Source organism: Nocardioides sp. zg-DK7169, from assembly GCF_013155365.1.
Lineage (GTDB): Bacteria > Actinomycetota > Actinomycetes > Propionibacteriales > Nocardioidaceae > Nocardioides.
The window spans coordinates 318,019-333,733 of sequence record NZ_JABJRA010000001.1; the positions used below are offsets into that span (position 1 = coordinate 318,019).

General features: G+C 73.3%; 14 protein-coding genes and 1 riboswitch. Of the genes, 9 read left to right on the plus strand and 5 right to left on the minus strand.

Features of this window, described 5'->3' with window-relative positions:
- The first annotated feature begins 29 nt into the window (after positions 1-29).
- The 9 genes from HOQ23_RS01505 (at position 30) to HOQ23_RS01545 (ending at position 10,304) form a co-directional block, all read left to right on the plus strand.
- Positions 30-1,817, plus strand: coding sequence for an AMP-dependent synthetase/ligase (locus HOQ23_RS01505; protein ID WP_172211173.1), 1,788 nt, complete (start codon positions 30-32; stop codon positions 1,815-1,817).
- Positions 1,818-2,063: 246 nt separating this feature from the next.
- Positions 2,064-2,780 (plus strand): Flp pilus assembly protein CpaB, encoded by a 717-nt coding sequence (cpaB, locus tag HOQ23_RS01510; protein ID WP_172211175.1) that lies wholly within the window; start codon positions 2,064-2,066, stop codon positions 2,778-2,780.
- 6 nt (positions 2,781-2,786) lie between these two features.
- Positions 2,787-4,016 (plus strand): AAA family ATPase, encoded by a 1,230-nt coding sequence (locus tag HOQ23_RS20665; RefSeq protein WP_172211177.1) that lies wholly within the window; start codon positions 2,787-2,789, stop codon positions 4,014-4,016.
- Between the two features lie 2 nt (positions 4,017-4,018).
- Positions 4,019-5,575 (plus strand): CpaF family protein, encoded by a 1,557-nt coding sequence (locus HOQ23_RS01520; protein WP_253945034.1) that lies wholly within the window; start codon positions 4,019-4,021, stop codon positions 5,573-5,575.
- Positions 5,572-6,753, plus strand: a complete 1,182-nt coding sequence (locus HOQ23_RS01525; RefSeq protein ID WP_172211179.1) for a type II secretion system F family protein — start codon at positions 5,572-5,574, stop codon at positions 6,751-6,753. Before HOQ23_RS01520 ends, HOQ23_RS01525 begins: the two co-directional genes overlap by 4 nt.
- 1 nt (position 6,754) lies before the next feature.
- Complete coding sequence (locus tag HOQ23_RS01530; protein ID WP_172211181.1) at positions 6,755-7,675, plus strand: type II secretion system F family protein; 921 nt, start codon at positions 6,755-6,757, stop codon at positions 7,673-7,675.
- A 2-nt stretch (positions 7,676-7,677) separates the two neighbouring features.
- Positions 7,678-9,288, plus strand: coding sequence for a histidine kinase (locus HOQ23_RS21085; protein WP_172211183.1), 1,611 nt, complete (start codon positions 7,678-7,680; stop codon positions 9,286-9,288).
- The gene (locus tag HOQ23_RS21395) at positions 9,285-9,938 is read left to right on the plus strand and encodes a response regulator transcription factor (protein WP_172211185.1); all 654 of its coding nucleotides are present in this window, start codon (positions 9,285-9,287) and stop codon (positions 9,936-9,938) included. Before HOQ23_RS21085 ends, HOQ23_RS21395 begins: the two co-directional genes overlap by 4 nt.
- 159 nt (positions 9,939-10,097) lie before the next feature.
- Positions 10,098-10,304, plus strand: a complete 207-nt coding sequence (locus HOQ23_RS01545) for a Flp family type IVb pilin (protein ID WP_172211187.1) — start codon at positions 10,098-10,100, stop codon at positions 10,302-10,304.
- 11 nt (positions 10,305-10,315) lie between these two features.
- Here HOQ23_RS01545 and HOQ23_RS01550 read toward each other — a convergent pair whose 3' ends face one another.
- From HOQ23_RS01550 to HOQ23_RS21405, 5 genes are all read right to left on the minus strand, one after another.
- Positions 10,316-11,554, minus strand: a complete 1,239-nt coding sequence (locus tag HOQ23_RS01550; RefSeq protein ID WP_172211189.1) for a M48 family metalloprotease — start codon at positions 11,552-11,554, stop codon at positions 10,316-10,318.
- The gene (locus tag HOQ23_RS01555) at positions 11,551-12,729 is read right to left on the minus strand and encodes a hypothetical protein (protein WP_172211191.1); all 1,179 of its coding nucleotides are present in this window, start codon (positions 12,727-12,729) and stop codon (positions 11,551-11,553) included. The genes HOQ23_RS01550 and HOQ23_RS01555 overlap by 4 nt, the downstream gene beginning before the upstream one ends.
- A gap of 50 nt (positions 12,730-12,779) precedes the next feature.
- Positions 12,780-13,775 carry an NlpC/P60 family protein gene (locus HOQ23_RS21400; protein WP_172211193.1) on the minus strand — a complete coding sequence of 332 codons (996 nt, stop codon included), beginning with the start codon at positions 13,773-13,775 and terminating at the stop codon, positions 12,780-12,782.
- A gap of 13 nt (positions 13,776-13,788) precedes the next feature.
- Positions 13,789-13,962: riboswitch (cyclic di-AMP (ydaO/yuaA leader) on the minus strand.
- A gap of 123 nt (positions 13,963-14,085) precedes the next feature.
- Positions 14,086-14,292, minus strand: coding sequence for a hypothetical protein (locus HOQ23_RS01565; protein ID WP_172211196.1), 207 nt, complete (start codon positions 14,290-14,292; stop codon positions 14,086-14,088).
- 105 nt (positions 14,293-14,397) lie between these two features.
- A complete protein-coding gene (locus HOQ23_RS21405) occupies positions 14,398-15,669 on the minus strand; it encodes an NYN domain-containing protein (protein WP_172211198.1) in 1,272 nt (423 codons plus the stop codon).
- Positions 15,670-15,715 lie beyond the last annotated feature (46 nt).

Here is a 15,715-nt window from a genome sequence, read left to right on the forward strand (position 1 = left end):
CCACCTACGGTCCGACCAGGAGGAAAAACGTGCGGGAGTTCTCCACGCCCATGACGATCGAGGTCCCCAGCACGGGCAACCTCACCGACGACGTCGTGCGCAACGCCGCGGAGGCGCCCCGTGCGATCCTCTTCAGCCGTCAGACGCCGGAGGGCTGGACCGATGTCACGGCCACCGAGTTCCTCGACCAGGTGCACGCCACCGCCAAGGGGCTGGTCGCGGCCGGGATCGAGCCGGGCGACCGGGTGGCCCTGCTGTCGAAGACTCGCTACGAGTGGACGCTGCTCGACTACGCCATCTGGTTCGCCGGCGCCGTGTCGGTGCCGATCTACGAGACCTCCTCGGCCTCCCAGATCCGCTGGATCCTCGAGGACTCCGGCGCCCGCGCCATCATCGCCGAGAACGCCGACCACCTCGCCCGGATCGCGGAGGTCCGCGGCGAGCTGAGCGAGCTCAACCACGTCTGGTCGATCGGCGACGACGCCGTGGAGGTGCTCGCCAGCCTGGGCGGTGACATCGCCGACGAGGACCTTGAGAAGCGGCGCGCGTCCGCCACCCCACTCGACCTCGCCACCCTGATCTACACCTCGGGCACCACCGGTCGCCCCAAGGGCTGCATGATCACCCACGGCAACTTCATGTTCGAGCTGGGTGTGGCCGTCGACGAGCTCGACGAGCTCTTCTCGGGCAAGAACGCCTCGACGCTGATCTTCCTGCCGCTGGCCCACGTCTTCGCCCGGATCCTCCAGATCGGCGCGATCAAGGCCCGGGCCCGCATCGGCCACACGCCGGACACCACCAACCTGATGGCCGACCTCCAGTCGTTCCGCCCGACGTTCCTGCTCGCCGTGCCGCGCGTGTTCGAGAAGGTCTTCAACACCGCCTCGCAGAACGCCGCCGCCGACGGCAAGGGCAAGATCTTCGACCGCGCCGCCGAGGTCGCCATCGCCTACTCCCGCGGCATCGAGGCGGGTCGGATCCCGCTCGGCGTGCGGGTCCAGCACACGCTGTTCTCCAAGCTCGTGTACGGCAAGCTGCTCACCGCCCTGGGCGGCGAGTGCGGCTACGCCATCTCCGGCGGCGCCGCGCTCGGCGAGCGCCTGGGCCACTTCTTCCGCGGCGTGGGCCTCACCGTGCTCGAGGGCTACGGCCTCACCGAGACCACGGCCGCGCTCTCGGCCAACATGCCGACCGCCACCAAGATGGGCACCGTCGGCCGCCCCTTCCCCGGCACCGCCGTACGCGTGGCCGAGGACGGCGAGCTGCTCTTCCGCGGCGGACAGGTCTTCGCCGGCTACTGGAACGACGAGAAGGCCACCACGGAGGCGCTCGAGGCCGACGGCTGGTTCCACACCGGCGACATCGGCGAGGTCGACGACGAGGGCTTCATCCGGATCACCGGGCGCAAGAAGGAGATCATCGTCACCGCCGGCGGCAAGAACGTCGCCCCGGCCGTGCTCGAGGACCGGCTGCGCGCGCACCACCTGATCAGCCAGTGCATCGTGGTCGGAGACGGGCAGCCGTTCATCGCCGCCCTCGTCACGCTCGACCCCGAGACCTGGCCGCGCTGGGCCGAGCGCAACAACAAGTCCGGGAGCCTCGCCGACCACGTCGACGACCCGGACCTGCGTGCCGAGATCCAGTCGGCCATCGACGATGCCAACCTCGCGGTCTCCAAGGCCGAGTCGATCCGCAAGTTCCGCATCCTCTCGATCGACTGGACCGAGGAGGACGGCCTGCTCACGCCCAGTCTCAAGCTCAAGCGCCGCGAGGTCGTGAAGCAGCACCGCTCCGACATCGACTCGCTGTACACCTGAGACACCTGCCTGCCGACCACCCGTCCGGACCAGACGCCTGGGTCGATATCTGACCGATCGGCCAGAGTTCGTGTCCGACGGGGCCCTTCTGGGCGAAATCCGCCCTCCGTCGCCGCCGCGATCCCTAGGTTGATCGTCGAGCCGAGCGGCTCAGCCCCGGCGTACGGCCGGACGGGCACGACCGACGTCCGGTCCGGCTGCGGGGTGTCTGTCGGAAGGGTCTAGATGGACCGACGAAGGGTTCTGATGGTCGCGGCGACGGTCGTCGCCGCACTCGGCACGATCCTGGTCCTGCTCTACGTACGCCAGGCCGACGAGCGGGCGCAGGAGCGCTTCGAGACGACACCGGTCCTGCGGGCGACCTCCGTGGTCGCCGCCGGCGAGTCGATCGACGGCGCGCTGTCCAGCGGCAAGGTGGTCGTCGAGGACGTGGTCCGCGATGCCGTGCTCGACGGCGCGCTGAGCGACAGCTCACCGATCAGCGGCATGGTCGCGCTGAGCCCGATCTACCCGGGCGAGCAGATCATCGCCGAGCGGTTCGGGGAGAGCGCCTCGACCGGACCCGACCTGCTGATCCCCGGTGGCGGGAAGATGGCGGTCTCGGTCAACCTCACCGACCCGGCCCGCGTGGCCGGCTTCGTCAACCCGGGCTCCGAGGTCGCGGTCTTCCTCAACGGCACCGAGGCCGCCACCGGACAGCCGTTCACCCGGGTCCTGCTGGAGCGGGTCTCGGTGCTCGGGGTCGGCTCGACCACGCCGGTGTCGACGACCACGACCGAGGCCGGGGGCGCGCAGACCGTGGAGCAGCTCCCCCGCACGCTGATCACGCTGTCGCTGAACCAGCGCCAGGCCGAGCGGGTGCTGTTCGCCCAGGCCAACGGCGAGCTCGCGTTCGCGCTGCTCACCGAGGACAGCAAGATCACCCCCGCGCCCGCCGTCACCAACCGCAACCTCTTCGGGTGAGCGCGCGTGCCGGTCATCGTCGATCCTGACTCGCCCACGCTCACCCGCCTCCTGACCGCGGCGCCCCCGGGCGCCCACGGCGTGGACTCCACCGAACGGCTCCGCGCACGCCTGGCTCAGCAGCGCGACGAGTACGCCGTGGTGCTCGGGCCCCACGTGGCGCTGGACGAGGCGTTCGCACTCTGCGAGGACCTCCGCACCGCGCGACCGACGCTGAGCGTCGTGCTGGTCCGTGACGACCTCGACGCCGCCGTGCTGACCCGGGCGATCAAGGCCGGCGCCCGGGACGTGGTCGCGTCCGACGACGCCGAGGCCGTCGTCGCGGCGATCGCCCGCGCCCGGGACCTCCACGTCGCGCTGCGCGGGCACCCCGCGCTCGGCGCCACCGAACAGGGACGGGTGGTGACGGTCTTCTCCCCCAAGGGCGGCGTCGGCAAGACCACGATGGCGGTGAACCTCGCCCTCGCGATGGCCGACCGAGGTGCGCGGCGGGTCTGCCTGGTGGACCTCGACCTCGCCTTCGGCGACGTGGCGATCACCCTCCAGCTGTTCCCCACCCACTCCATCGAGCACGCGATCGGCTCGGAGTCGACCTTGGACCCCGAGCAGCTCGACGCGCTGCTGACCCGGCACGAGGACTCGCTGATGGTGCTGGCCGCGCCGGCCCACCCCGACGTGCGGGAGCGGGTCCCCGCGGCGCTCGTCACGCGCGTGCTGTCCACGCTGCGGCAGAGCTTCGACGTCGTGGTCGTCGACACCTCGCCCTCGTTCGACGAGCAGACGCTCACCGCGCTCGACGAGACCGACGAGTGCGTGATCGTCGCGACGCTCGACGTACCGACCCTGAAGAACGTGAAGGTCGCGATCGAGACCCTCGACCTGCTCGACATCGCTCGCGACCACCGCCACCTGCTGCTCAACCGCGCGGACGACGCGGTCGGCATCGGCCCGGACAAGGTGGAGGCCATCCTCGGCATGAGGATCGCCGCGCAGGTCAGCACGTCGATCGAGATCGCCGCCGCCACCAACACCGGCAGCCCCATCGTCAGGGGCAATCCCGACCACCCCTCCAGCGCCTCGATCCGCGGGCTCGCCGAGCTTCTGGCCGGCGGCGCGCTGGCGGACGCGACACACCCCGGGCCCGCGGCGCCGCCAGCGGCCCGGGGTGACGCGTCGCTCGCAGCGGCCCAGTCCGTTCCGGGGCGCAGCCCCCGCCGCTTCAGGATCCGGAGGTAGCCATGTCCAGCCTCAGCGACCGCCTCGCCGCCGCTCGCCTCGCCCAGGCTGCCGCCGCCGTCGACGCGGGCCCGCCCGCCGTCGACGACCCCGGTGTCCCGGCCGGCAGCGGTACGGACCCGATGACCCCGGCTCCGGCCGGTGTCCCTGCGGTCCCGGTTCCCGGCACCGCTGGCGCCCTGATCACCTCGGCCACGCCACCCGCCCCGGGGCGGCGCCGGTCCACGACAGGTCCCGACGCGTCCGCGGCTCCCCCACCGCGGCGGACGCTGGGGGTGAGCGAGGAGCGCCGCATCCAGGAGATCAAGAGCAGCGTGCACACGGAGCTGCTCGCCCGGCTCGGCCCGCACCTCTACGACGCCGACATGGACCAGACCGACCTCGCCCGCGGGGTGCGCGAGGTGCTGGCCGAGGTGCTGGGAGCCCAGGACCGACCGCTGAGCAACAGCGACCGGGCGCGGGTCACCCAGGAGATCAGCGACGAGATCCTCGGCTACGGGCCGATCGAGCCCTACCTGCGCGACCCCGCGGTCTCCGAGGTGATGGTCAACGGCCACGCGTCGGTATGGCTCGAGCGCGACGGCCGGCTGGTCGCCTCCGACGCCCACTTCCTCGACGAGGCGCACCTGCGTCGCACGATCGACAAGATCGTGGCCCGCCTCGGGCGGCGCATCGACGAGTCCAGCCCCATGGTCGACGCCCGGCTCCCGGACGGCAGCCGGGTCAACGCGGTCGTGCCTCCGCTGGCGGTCGACGGAGCCGCGCTCACCATCCGCAAGTTCGCCGCCGACCCGCTGGGCGTGGAGGACCTGATCCGCTTCGGGAGCCTCACGCCGCCGGCGGCCGAGCTGTTGGACGCCTGCGTGCGCGGACGGTTGAACGTGATCGTGTCCGGCTCCACCGGATCGGGCAAGACCACCACGCTCAACGTGCTGTCCTCCTTCATCCCCGACGACGAGCGGATCGTGACCATCGAGGACGCGGCGGAGCTGCAGCTGCGCCAGGCCCACGTCGTCCGGCTGGAGTCACGGCCGGCCAACATCGAGGGCAAGGGCTCGGTCACGATCCGCGACCTCGTGCGCAACGCGCTGCGGATGCGCCCGGACCGCATCATCGTCGGCGAGGTGCGTGACGCCTCAGCGCTCGACATGCTCCAGGCGATGAACACCGGCCACGACGGCTCGATCTGCACCCTGCACTCCAACGGTCCGCGCGACACCCTCGCGCGGCTGGAGACGATGGTGCTGATGGCGGGCATGGACCTGCCGATCCGAGCGATCCGCGAGCAGGTCGCCTCCGCCGTGGACCTCGTGGTGCACCAGACGCGCCTCAAGGACGGCACCCGTCGGATCACCCACATCACCGAGGTGGACCGCATGGAGGGCGACGTGATCACCCTCCAGGACATCTTCGTCTGGGACGGCTCGTCCGGCTTCGACGCGCACGGCACAGCACTGGGGCGCCTGCGCCCCACCGGCCTGCGGCCCGCGTTCCTCGACAAGCTCGCCGACGTCAACGTGAGCGTCGACCCGCTCCTCTTCGCGACGGACCGGCTGTGAGGGGGCCCCGCTCCTCGACGACCGCGCTCCGGCTGCTGCTCGGTGGGCTGCTCCTCGGCGCCCTGTTCTGGCTGGGTCCCGCGGTGGGGGGCTCGCCCGTGCTGCACCCCGCGGCCGCAGCGTCCGCCGACACGTCCGAGGACCGGTCGCCCGGTCCCACCGGAGCCGCGACCACGAGCGACGGCGCCGGGCCAGGGGTCCCTGCCTGGGCGGCGTACGGCGGAGTGCTCGGCCTCGGCGTGGGCCTGGCCGCGCTGCTCGCGCTGCTGGTGCCGGCGCCTCCGGCGCCGATGTCCCCGGCCCACCGGGTGGCCGTCTACACGGCGCGTGCCTCCCGTGCGCCGCACGCCGCGGAGACTCGCGTCGACGCCGACGAGGCGCTGCGCCAGGCCCGGGGTGCCGCGGAACGGGTGCTGCAGCGACATGGATCGCTGGAGACGCGCATCGCACGGCGCCTGGAGGCCGCAGGGAGCGAGCTGCGCGCGGCGGAGTGGCTGCTGGTCCACATCGCGGTCTTCGTGTCGGCCGGCCTGCTCGGCCTGCTGGTCGGCCAGGGCGGGCTTCTCCTCGGTGTGGTGTTCCTGACGCTGGGCGCCGTCGGGCCCTGGGCCTACCTCGGGCGACGGCGGGCACGCCGGCGCCGGGCCTTCGACCGCGCACTTCCCGGAACCCTCAGTCTCCTGGCCGGTGCGCTCTCCGCCGGCCAGTCGTTGCCGCAGTCGATCGACACCGTCGCCCGCGAGGGGGCCGAGCCGATCGCCTCAGAGCTGCGCCGGGTGCTCGTCGAGCTCCGCCTCGGGGTCTCGATGGAGGACGCCCTGGACAGCGTGGCCACGCGCTTCGAGAGCAAGGACTTCGCCTGGGTGGTGATGGCCATCCGGATCCAGCGCGAGGTGGGCGGCAACCTGGCGGAGCTGCTGGGCACCGTCGCCGCGACCATGCGTGAGCGCGAGCAGCTGCGCCAGCAGGTCAACGCGCTCGCGGCCGAGGGGAAGCTCTCGGCCTGGGTCCTCTCCCTCCTCCCCCCGGTGTTCCTCGTCTACCTGCTGGTCGCCAACCGCGACTACGTCGCGCCGCTCCTGGGTGACCCCCGCGGCTGGGTGCTGATGCTCGGTGGCGGGCTGTGGCTCGCGGTCGGGATCTTCTGGATGAGCCGGCTGATCAAGGTGGAGGTCTGAGATGGTCCTGCTCCTGGTCATGGGCCTGGCCCTGCTGCTCGCCTCGGTCGCGCTGCTCGGCGCGGCGCTGCGCCCGCACCGCGAGGCGCTCGGGATCGAGCGCTCGCTGGCCGTGCTCGCGGCACTGACCCACGCACCCGCCGAGCTCGCCCAGGAGGTCGACCGGCCGTTCGTCGACCGGGTGAGCGCGCCGCTCCGGGCGCGCGCCCTCGCCCTGGGGCGCCGCCTGGTCGGATCCGACAGCGTCGATCGCCTGCGCCATCGTCTCGACCTGGCCGGCAACCCTCCCGGCTGGGACGTGGACCGGGTGCTGACGGCCAAGGTGCTGCTCGGCGGCGCCGGGCTCGGAGCCGGCCTCACGCTCGCGGTCCTGCTCGGCCTGCCGCTGCCCCTGCTCCTCCTGGCCGTGCTGTGCTCGCTGGCCCTGGGCTTCTTCGGCCCCGGCCTGTGGCTCTACCAGCGCGCCTACGAGCGCTCCGAGCGGATCCAGCGCGACCTCCCGGACTCGGTCGACCTGCTCGCCATCAGCGTCGAGGCCGGTCTCGGCTTCGACGCGGCGATGCTGCAGGTCGCCCAGCACACCGAGGGCCCGCTCGCCGAGGAGGTCTCCCGGGTCCTGCGGGAGATGCAGCTGGGCCAGAGCCGAGGCGAGGCCCTGCGCGCGCTGGCCGAGCGCACCGACGTCGCGGACCTGAACACCTTCGTCTCCGCGATGGTCCAGTCGGACCGCTTCGGGCTGCCCGTCGGGCACGTCCTGCGCGTGCAGTCCGAGGAGATGCGCACCACGCGCCGCCAGCGCGCGGAGCACAAGGCCCAGCAGGTGCCGGTGAAGATCACCGTCCCGCTGATCTTCTGCATCCTCCCGTGCCTCTTCGTCGTCGTGCTGGGCCCGGCGTTCCTGTCCATCATGGACACCTTCTGATGGTGTCCGGGGACACCGCCGTCCGCCGTCTGGGGGTGGCGGCCAGGCTCTTCGCCTTCGTCGCCCTGGGGACCCCGATGCTGTGGTCCAAGGACGTCGCCGGGCTGTCGCTGCTGCTCGTGCTGGGGGTGGTGCTGCTCGGCGGGATCCTCACCGAGCTGGTGCCGCGCTGGCTCGCCGGCTGGACGCCGATCGCCGAGGCAGCGCTGATCGGGGTCCTGGTCGCGGTCACCCTCGACACCACGCTCGGGCTGGCCGGGGCGGTGGCCCTGCCGCCGTTCATCGCCGGGTTGCGCCGCGGCCTGCTCGCGATGGCGGTCGCGGTCTCCACCGGGGTGATCCCGATCGCGCTCATGGTCGCCTTGACCCAGTGGGCCGTCGACACCGAGATGGGCCTGGTGCTGTTCAGCTGGGTCGCGATGGGCGTCGGGCTGGGCCTGATCGCCTGCTTCCTGCACGCCACGCTGCACCGGCGCCCGGACTCCCTGAGCGCCTACCGCTCGGCCCGCACGCTGATCGGCGAGCTGCTCGACCTCTCCGGCGGTCTCGACTCCGGCCTCGACCCGCAGGTGCTGGGCGGGGCCCTGCTGAGCACGGTGGGTGACACCGTGGCGACCCGCACCCTGGTGCTGCTGGTGCCACGCAACGACGACGGCGGTTGCCTCACCCCCCTCGTTGCGGTCCAGACCACCACCGAGCACGACTCCGCGGAGACCGACCTCGACCTGCTCGGGGAGATCGCCGAGGAGGCCCGGCGCTGCGGCCATCTGGTGCTGCACGAGGACCGCTTCGCCGTGCCGTTGGTGGCCGACGCCGTCACGACCGTCGGCGTCGTCGCCGGGCTGCTACCTGGGCCCGCCGCCACCGCGGGTCTCGACAGCGCCCGGTTCACGCGCCTGCTCCCCAGCCTGACCGCCAGCGCCGTACGGCTCGAGACCGCACTGTTGTTCCGTGCCCTGCGCGACAGCGCCACGGCCGAGGAACGCCGGCGGCTGGCCCGGGAGATGCACGACGGCATCGCCCAGGACATCGCCTCGCTCGGTTACCTCCTGGACCTGCTCGCGGCCCGGCCCGCCTCCCCGGCCCAGGCGGAGCAGTTCGAGGCACTGCGCACGCGGATCAGCAGCGTCGTCACGGAGGTGCGCCGGTCCGTGGAGAGCCTGCGCACCGACGTCGGTGCGAGCGAGAGCCTGGGTGCCGCGATCGCCACCCTCGCGCGCAACCTCGGCGAGGCCGCCGGCATCCCGATCAAGGTGACCACCGACGAGCGCACGACCCGGCTGCGACCCGAGGTCGAGGCCGAGCTCTTCCGGATCACCCAGGAGGCGCTCAACAACGCCGTGCGTCACGCCCGCGCCAGCCGGATCGACGTGCACTGCCTGGTGCACGCCCCGCGAGCGGCGATCACCGTCGCCGACGACGGCCTGGGCCTGCAGCAGTCGCGGCGCGACTCCTACGGGCTGAAGATCATGCAGGAGCGGGCCGACCTGGTGCACGCCGACCTGGAGATCGACAATCGCGACAGCGGCGGGCTGGTCGTGTCGATCCGTCTTCCGACCGTCTCGCAAGATCCCGTCCGCCCGCCCAGGACCAGCGATACCGTCTCGGTGTGAGCAGACCCCGCACCACCGTCGTCCTCGTCGACGACCACGAGCTCATCCGCACAGGACTGGCCGGCATCTTCGACCTCGAGGAGGACATGAGCGTGGTCGGGCAGGCCGCCACCCTCGCCGAGGGACTGCGCCTGTACGCCGAGCTGCGACCCGACGTCGTCGTCACCGACCTGCAGCTGCAGGACGGCACCGGCCTGGACCTGGTCCGCCAGGTGCGCCGCGAGAGCGACACGGTGGGGCTGGTCGTGCTGACGATGCACGCAGGTGACGCCCAGATCTTCGCCAGCATGGAGTCCGGCGCCTCCGGCTTCGTGGGCAAGGACGCGCCAGCGCGCGACGTGGTCGAGGCCGCCCGGCACGCGGCCATCTCCCCGCGCTCCTTCGTCTCCGCCGGACTCGTCCAGGCCATGGTGCGCCGGTCCTCACCGGAGTCCATGCGGCTCTCGGACCGGGAGCACGAGGTGCTCAAGCTGCTCGCGGACGGTCTGAGCGCCGCCGCGATCGGCGAGCGGCTCTACCTCAGCGAGTCCACGGCGAAGTCGCACATCGCGAAGATCTACCAGCGCCTGGGCGCCCAGAACCGCGCCCAGGCGCTCGTCACCGCGATGCGCACCGGGCTCCTCTCGGCCGTGGGCCCTGCCACGCGCTGAGCCTCCTGGCCCGGGTGCTGCCCCGGACGTCGGATCCGGTAGCCCGAAGTGACTACCCAGGGCGAGCCGTCCTTCGGATGGCAACGCTCCCGTCCTTCGCGAGGATCGTCGCAGCGAGGTCCGTCCAGGACCCGACGCACCCGAGGGAGAACACATCCGATGATCGACTACCTGCGCATCCTGCTCCACGCCCGCCTCGATCGCGACGAGCGGGGCGCCTCCGCGGTCGAGTACGGCCTGCTGGTCGCCGGCATCGCCGCGGTGATCATCCTGGCGGTGTTCATGCTGGGCGAGACGGTCACCGGGCTGTTCAACGACACCAAGGACGCGATCGACAACGAGGGGCAGACGCCCGTGACCCCCTGAGCCGACGCGGCTCAGTCGCCCGCCCCACCCATCCGCTCGGCCAGCGCGATCCGCGTCCAGCCGGTGGGGTGGGAGCCGAACCACAGCTGCGAGGGAGCCCACGGCGTCGGGTCGGCCAGCGAGCGGGTCATCAGCTGGACCTGCATGTCGACGAACGTCTCGGGGTCCTCGGTGGCGCGCAGCGAGTCCACGTCGGCGCGCAGCTCGACCTGGCGGCTGATGGTGTTCTGCACCGGGCTGGACAGGAACGAGGCCAGCGCGAACAGCGCGAGCACGACCGGCACGGACGCCGGGTCGCCCAGCCGGGTGGCCCGGCGCCGTCCACCGAGGACCAGGCCGAGCAGGCCGACCCCGAACGCGGCACCGGTCGCGCCCAGCACGGAGCCGACCAGCACGTCGTCGTGGCGGGCGTGGGCCAGCTCGTGGGCGACCACGGTGAGCGCCTGCTCGCGCGGCAGCTCCTCGACGAGCGTGTCGTAGAGGACCACCCGCCGCGTCCCCCCGAAGCCGGAGACGTAGGCGTTCAGCGTCGTCGTACGTCGTGAGGCGTCGCTGACCAGCACCTCGTCGACCTCGACCCCCTCCTCCTCGGCGAGGGCCAGCACGCCGGCGCGCAGCGGTCCCTCCTCCAGCGGCGTGAAGGAGCTGAACAGCGGCTCCACGACGAGGGGGTAGACGAACGAGCCGAGCATCACCAGCGTCGCGGCGACCCCGGCCGCGATCACCGGCCAGGCGCGCCGCCACCGGCGCGCGCAGGCCATCACGGCCACGAGCGCCAGCGAGGTCACGACCACGTCGAGCACCTCGCCCTTGACCAGGTCGGCGGCGTAGCCGCCCCAGGACTGCACCGACAGGCCGTACTCGCGCAGGTGCTGGCGCTGGCGGATGCCGAAGGGCAGGGTCACGAGCCGGCCGACCACGTCGAGGAACGCCACCGCGGCGACCACCTGCAGCCACCACGGCCCGCGCTGGACCTTGGCCACGATGCCGCGGCCCCGGCGCGTGAACCCGAACCAGCAGGCCACCAGCAGCGAGACCGCCAGCGAGCTCCAGCTCCACACCCGCGACCAGGTCGTGAAGGTCTCGGCCCGCGCGAGGTGCTCGGCGCCGAAGTACGCCGCCGGGTCGACCGGCTCGAGGTCGCCGCCGGGGACCGGGTCCCACGGGACCAGCCAGGCGGCCAGCGCCACGAACAGCAGGCCGGCCACGATGCTGACGCCGAGCGCTGCCGGCCGGTGCTCCTGGGTCACGCCGCCAAGTCTCGCAGCCGCTCGCGCCAGGCGGCGGTCAGCGACGCGACGTCCCACCCGGTGATCCGGGCGAGCGCGGCCTCGAGGTCCTCGCCGTCGCGCACGGCCTCGTAGACCGCGACCAGCCCGGCCTCCCCCGTGTGCTCGGCGAGCACCACGGCCGCGAGCCAGGCGCTCTCGTAGACCGCCCCGAGGCGGCCGTTCGCGACGTCGAAGGCGGCGGCGTCGGGCAGCGCCCGCGGGGCACCGCGCTCGCGCACCTGGCGCACCACCTGGGCCGCGGTGGTCGAGACCGGCAGGTCCACGCCGCGCAGCGCGACGTAGTCGGCGAACCCCTCCAGCAGCCACAGCGGCATCGCGCTGGTGGCCACGCCGGTGGCCACGTGCACTGCCTCGTGGCTCATCACCACCTGGGCCCCCGAGCGGCGCAGCCGGTCGAACTCCTCGGGGTTCACCAGCACGTGGGTGGGCGCGTCTGCGTCGTCGGAGCCGTCGACCGTGGCGGTCACCGCGGCGATCCCGGCGTAGGTCCCGGGCTCGGCACCGAGCGCCCGGTCCAGGTCGCGCGAGGACGCCGGCACCTCCACGACCAGGCGCGGGCTCCACGACGGCAGCACCCGGCCTACGACGGGCACGGCGTCGCGGGCCAGCGCGGCGTAGCGCGCCACGTCGTCGGTGCTCTCGGCGGCGAGCACCAGCGTCTGCGGGGTGCGGCGCACCTGCACCGCGGAGGCCAGCCACAGCGGCGCGCGCCCGGTGCCGCCGACGGACTCGACCTCCACCCCGGTGCCCGTGGACCGGAGCTGCACCTGGAGCTCGGCGCGGGCCACCGTGTCGTCGAAACCGGCGAAGCGCCAGGTGGTCTCGACGGAGGCGCGCCACCGCCCGTCGGCGTCCGCCGGGGCGGAGGCGTCGACGTAGCGCAGCGAGAAGTCGGCGACGCCGAGGCGGCGGGCGTTGGTCACGACGTGCGCGACCCCGGCGAGCTCGTCCGGGACGTCGCCGCGTTCCCGCACGGCCCGCTCCAGGGCGGCCAGGGCACGCGCGGCGCCGGTGGGGTCGACCGCGCCGGCCGTCTCCCCCTCCGGGCGCTCCGGGGCGGTGTAGGTGCCGGGCCTGAGCACCAGGAACCCGCCCACCGCGAGGAGCAGCAGGAACAGCGAAAGGCCGGCCACCCACCGAGGTGGGCGACCGGCCTTCGCGGGCGGCGGGTGTGCCAGGGCGATCAGCCCGGGCGGACGGCGCCGACGTAGGGCATCGAGTGCAGCGGCGCGGTGGTGACACCGCTGCCCGGGTTGGCCGCGTGGACGATCTGGCCGTTGCCGATGTACATGCCGACGTGGCTGATCGGGCTGTAGTAGAAGACCAGGTCGCCGGGCTGCAGGTCGCCCTCGGCGATCCGCGGGCCGGAGGAGAACTGCGCGCTCGAGGAGTGCGGCAGCGAGACGCCGGCCTGGGCCCAGGCCATCATCGTCAGCCCGGAGCAGTCGAAGGCGCTGGGGCCCGCGGCACCGTAGACGTAGGCGTCGCCGACCTGCGCCATGGCGTACTGGATCGCGGCGCCGGCGCGGCCGGAGCTCGGGACGCTGGCGGGGGCGGGAGCGGGTTCGCGCGAGGAGCTGCGCGAGACGATCGCCTCGCGCTCCTCGGCCTCGAGACGGTCGAGCAGGGCCTGGGCCTCGTCGAACTTCTCGTCGATGGCCGCCTTCTCCTCGGCCATCTCCTCCTTGGTCTCCTCGACCGCGGCGATCCGGCTCTCGGTGGCCTCGCGGCGCAGCTCGAGGGCCTGGACCTCGGTGGTGTAGCTGCCGAGCAGCTCGCCCTGGAGGTCGTTGAAGGCCGCCATCGTGGTGAGCGAGGCGAGGAAGGCGCCGGGGTCGTCGGAGACGAAGACCTCACCGGCGGCCGAGAGGCCCTGGCCGGTGTACTGGGTCACGATCGAGTCGGCGACCTGGTCGCGGACGCCGGACAGGCGCTGGTCCTGTCGCTTCTCGTCGGCGCGGAGCGAGGTGAGGTCGCCCTGGAGGTCGGCCAGCTCGAGCTTGGCGTCGTTGTAGCGCTCCGAGGCCTGCTCGGCCTCGTGGTAGAGGCGGTCCACCCGCTCCTTGACATCGTCGATGTCGGGCTCGGCGTGGGCCGGGGTGGAGGGGCTGAGCGCGATGGCCCCGATGAGTCCGGTGCCCGCGAGGGCACTGATGATTCGCTTGCGACCGTGCTGCACGAGCGGGCGGTCTCCCTTGCATGTCGTACGCCTACCGGGTGAGCTGTCGGGTTCGGGCACGACTTGCCCTACCCCCGCTCCTCGGCGTGCTTGCGCACGCCGCCTTGCGAGGGATTCACCCCAGGAATGGTGGTTCCCCGGCTCCCGCACCGTCCGAGAACGGTTCGAGACTCAGCGCGGTGCCCGCGCGGATCGAGTGATCCACTCCCACGGGCACCTCAGGGCGACACGTTAGTCGCAGCGGTCGGGGTCGGCCAATCATGGTCCCCACGAGTCGCAGGAATTTACTCGTGGGTCACATCACCCGACCTCAGGCCGACTCCGTGTGGGGCGCGTCGACGGCGCTCACCAGCCGCAGCGGGGGCACCAGGCCGCCCTCGGCCAGCACGTCGAGCGCGCGACGCTCGTCGTCGTCGAAGCTGAGCTCGGGCGGCGGGCCCAGGAGCACCGTCACCACGCAGTTGTGACAGGCCAGCGCTCGCACCACGCAGGTGCCGCAGTCGATCCTCGTCGTCATGCTCCGCACGCTGACAGCGACCACCGACAGTCGCGCTCCCCGGGCCGCCCGGCGTGTCGGCCCGGCGTGTCGGCCCGGCATGTCGGCCGGCGTACGGCGCGGCGCTCAGCCCGTGCGGCCGAGCAGGGCGACCAGCACGTCGGAGGTGACCACACGCGCGCCGGCGCGGGCCACGTCGGCACCGAGCTCGCCGTCACTGGTGACGACGAGCACGACCCGACCGCTGGGCTCGGCGCCCACGAGGTCGCGGATCACGTCGTCTGCGATCACGCCCTCGGGGCTGAACAGCACCTTGACCCCGCGCGGGGTCATGACCACCGGCCGTCGGCCCGCAGCGGCCGCGTCGAAGACCACCGTCGTCTCGGCACCCGTGCGTGCGACGACCGGGGCGAGCGCCTGGAGCAGCCGGATCCGCTGCGCCTCCAGCGAGGACTGCGGCCAGGCGGTCTTGCTGACGTTGTAGCCGTCGACGAGCAGACGCGCCCGCGGCATCGCGAGGTACTGCTCGAGCAGCGCAGGCGTCACCGGGGCCCGGACCGGGCCTCCTGCCGGGTCCTGCTCCCCCGCGCCGGCGACCTCGGCCTCGACCCGGTCGCCCGGGCTGCCGGAGACCGGGGGCAGGCCCAGCTCTCGCTGGAGGCCGCCGGCGGCGTCGAGCACCGTCTCCAGCAGCACCCGCGCGCGCAGGGTCGCCTCGTCCTTCGCGGTCCGCGTGGAGCGCCGGCCCGCGGCCAGCTCCTCCTCCAGCGCCGCCACCTGCGCCCGCAGCCGCCGGACCTCCTTGTGCTGGGCACCGGCCCGGGCCTCGGCCTCGGCGCGGGCCGCCTCGGCGTCGCGCAGCTCCTGCTCCTCGCCGGTGCGCGCCGCCCGCTCCGCGGCGCGGGCCTCGCCCAGGCGCCGGCGCAGGGCGCTGATCTCCGCCTTGTACTCCTCGACCTGCACGCGGTGGCTGGCCCGCAGCTCGCGTTGGGCCTGCTCGGCCCGCTCCAGCCGGGCACGCAGCCGCTCCACCTCCGCGTCGCGTCCCTCGGCGCCGGCGCGCTCGCCCAGCCGGCGTACGCCGTCGGCCACGACGAGCGCCCATCCCTCGGGACGCAGCAGCCAGGCCAGCGCCACCTCGTCCGCGGCGTCGAGCGCGGCGGGGCCCCGGGCCTGCAGCTGCACCGCGACCCGCTCGCGCAGCTCGTCGTCGGCGAGCGCGGCGGTGATGGCACCGGCGCCGAGCCGGGCCCGCCGGGCGGGAGCGAAGGCGGCGACCCGGCGCAGGCTGGGCGGCAGGTGGGGCACATCGGGCAGCACCTCGGCGGTGCGGGCGAGCACGCGGGTGCGCACCGCGCCCGGCAGCGCGTCGAGCGTCTGCTCTGTGGTGGTGCTCACGACCTCGTCCATGGGGTGACCAGCCTATGCCGCGCGTCCTCCCCGG

What these genes read in the sequence shown, in the direction of transcription:
- HOQ23_RS01530 (WP_172211181.1), top strand. Translation starts at nt 6,755, where the DNA reads ATGGTCCTGCTCCTGGTCATGGGCCTGGCCCTGCTGCTCGCCTCGGTC.
- HOQ23_RS01520 (WP_253945034.1), top strand. Translation starts at nt 4,019, where the DNA reads ATGTCCAGCCTCAGCGACCGCCTCGCCGCCGCTCGCCTCGCCCAGGCT.
- HOQ23_RS01565 (WP_172211196.1), bottom strand. Translation starts at nt 14,292, where the DNA reads ATGACGACGAGGATCGACTGCGGCACCTGCGTGGTGCGAGCGCTGGCC.
- cpaB (WP_172211175.1), top strand. Translation starts at nt 2,064, where the DNA reads ATGGTCGCGGCGACGGTCGTCGCCGCACTCGGCACGATCCTGGTCCTG.
- HOQ23_RS01545 (WP_172211187.1), top strand. Translation starts at nt 10,098, where the DNA reads ATGATCGACTACCTGCGCATCCTGCTCCACGCCCGCCTCGATCGCGAC.